The organism is Acidovorax sp. GW821-FHT10A04 (genome assembly GCF_059415825.1).
Genome location: NZ_JBWKNZ010000036.1, coordinates 1 through 1,007, shown reverse-complemented (window position 1 = coordinate 1,007; position 1,007 = coordinate 1). Strand labels below are relative to the sequence as shown.

Below are 1,007 nucleotides of genomic sequence, written 5' to 3'. Positions count from 1 at the left end.
TTCGAACGGACCAAGCCCCACGTCAACGTGGGTACGATTGGCCACGTGGACCACGGCAAGACGACCCTGACGGCGGCCATCGCCACGGTGCTGTCTGCCAAGTTCGGCGGCGAAGCCAAGGCATACGACCAGATCGACGCAGCACCTGAAGAAAAGGCCCGCGGCATCACGATCAACACCGCACACGTGGAATACGAAACGGCCAACCGCCACTACGCCCACGTGGACTGCCCCGGCCACGCCGACTATGTGAAGAACATGATCACCGGCGCTGCCCAGATGGACGGCGCCATTCTGGTGTGCTCGGCCGCTGACGGCCCCATGCCCCAGACGCGTGAGCACATCCTGCTGGCCCGCCAGGTGGGCGTGCCTTACATCATCGTGTTCCTGAACAAGTGCGACATGGTGGATGACGAAGAGCTGCTCGAACTCGTCGAGATGGAAGTGCGCGAACTCCTGGACAAGTACAACTTCCCAGGCGACGACACCCCCATCGTGCGCGGTTCCGCCAAGCTGGCCCTGGAAGGCGACAAGGGTCCCCTGGGCGAAGAAGCCATCATGAAGCTGGCTGAAGCCCTGGACACCTACATCCCCACGCCAGAGCGCGCTGTGGACGGTGCCTTCCTGATGCCCGTGGAAGACGTGTTCTCGATCTCCGGTCGCGGCACCGTGGTGACCGGCCGTATCGAACGCGGCGTGGTCAAGGTCGGCGAAGAAATCGAAATCGTCGGTATCAAGGACACCGTCAAGACCACCTGCACCGGCGTGGAAATGTTCCGCAAGCTGCTGGACCAGGGCCAGGCTGGCGACAACGTTGGCCTGCTGCTGCGCGGCACCAAGCGTGAAGACGTGGAACGCGGCCAAGTGCTGTGCAAGCCCGGCTCGATCAAGCCACACACCCACTTCACGGCTGAAGTGTATGTGCTGAGCAAGGACGAAGGCGGCCGCCACACCCCGTTCTTCAACAACTACCGTCCTCAGTTCTACTTCCGCACGACCGACGTCAC

At 62.6% G+C, this 1,007-nt stretch carries 1 protein-coding gene; it reads left to right on the top strand.

Annotated elements, in window-relative coordinates; genetic code table 11:
* On the top strand, window positions 1-1,007 hold a 1,007-nt coding region (gene tuf / locus AC07PF_RS33085), incomplete at both ends, for an elongation factor Tu (RefSeq protein ID WP_494614750.1).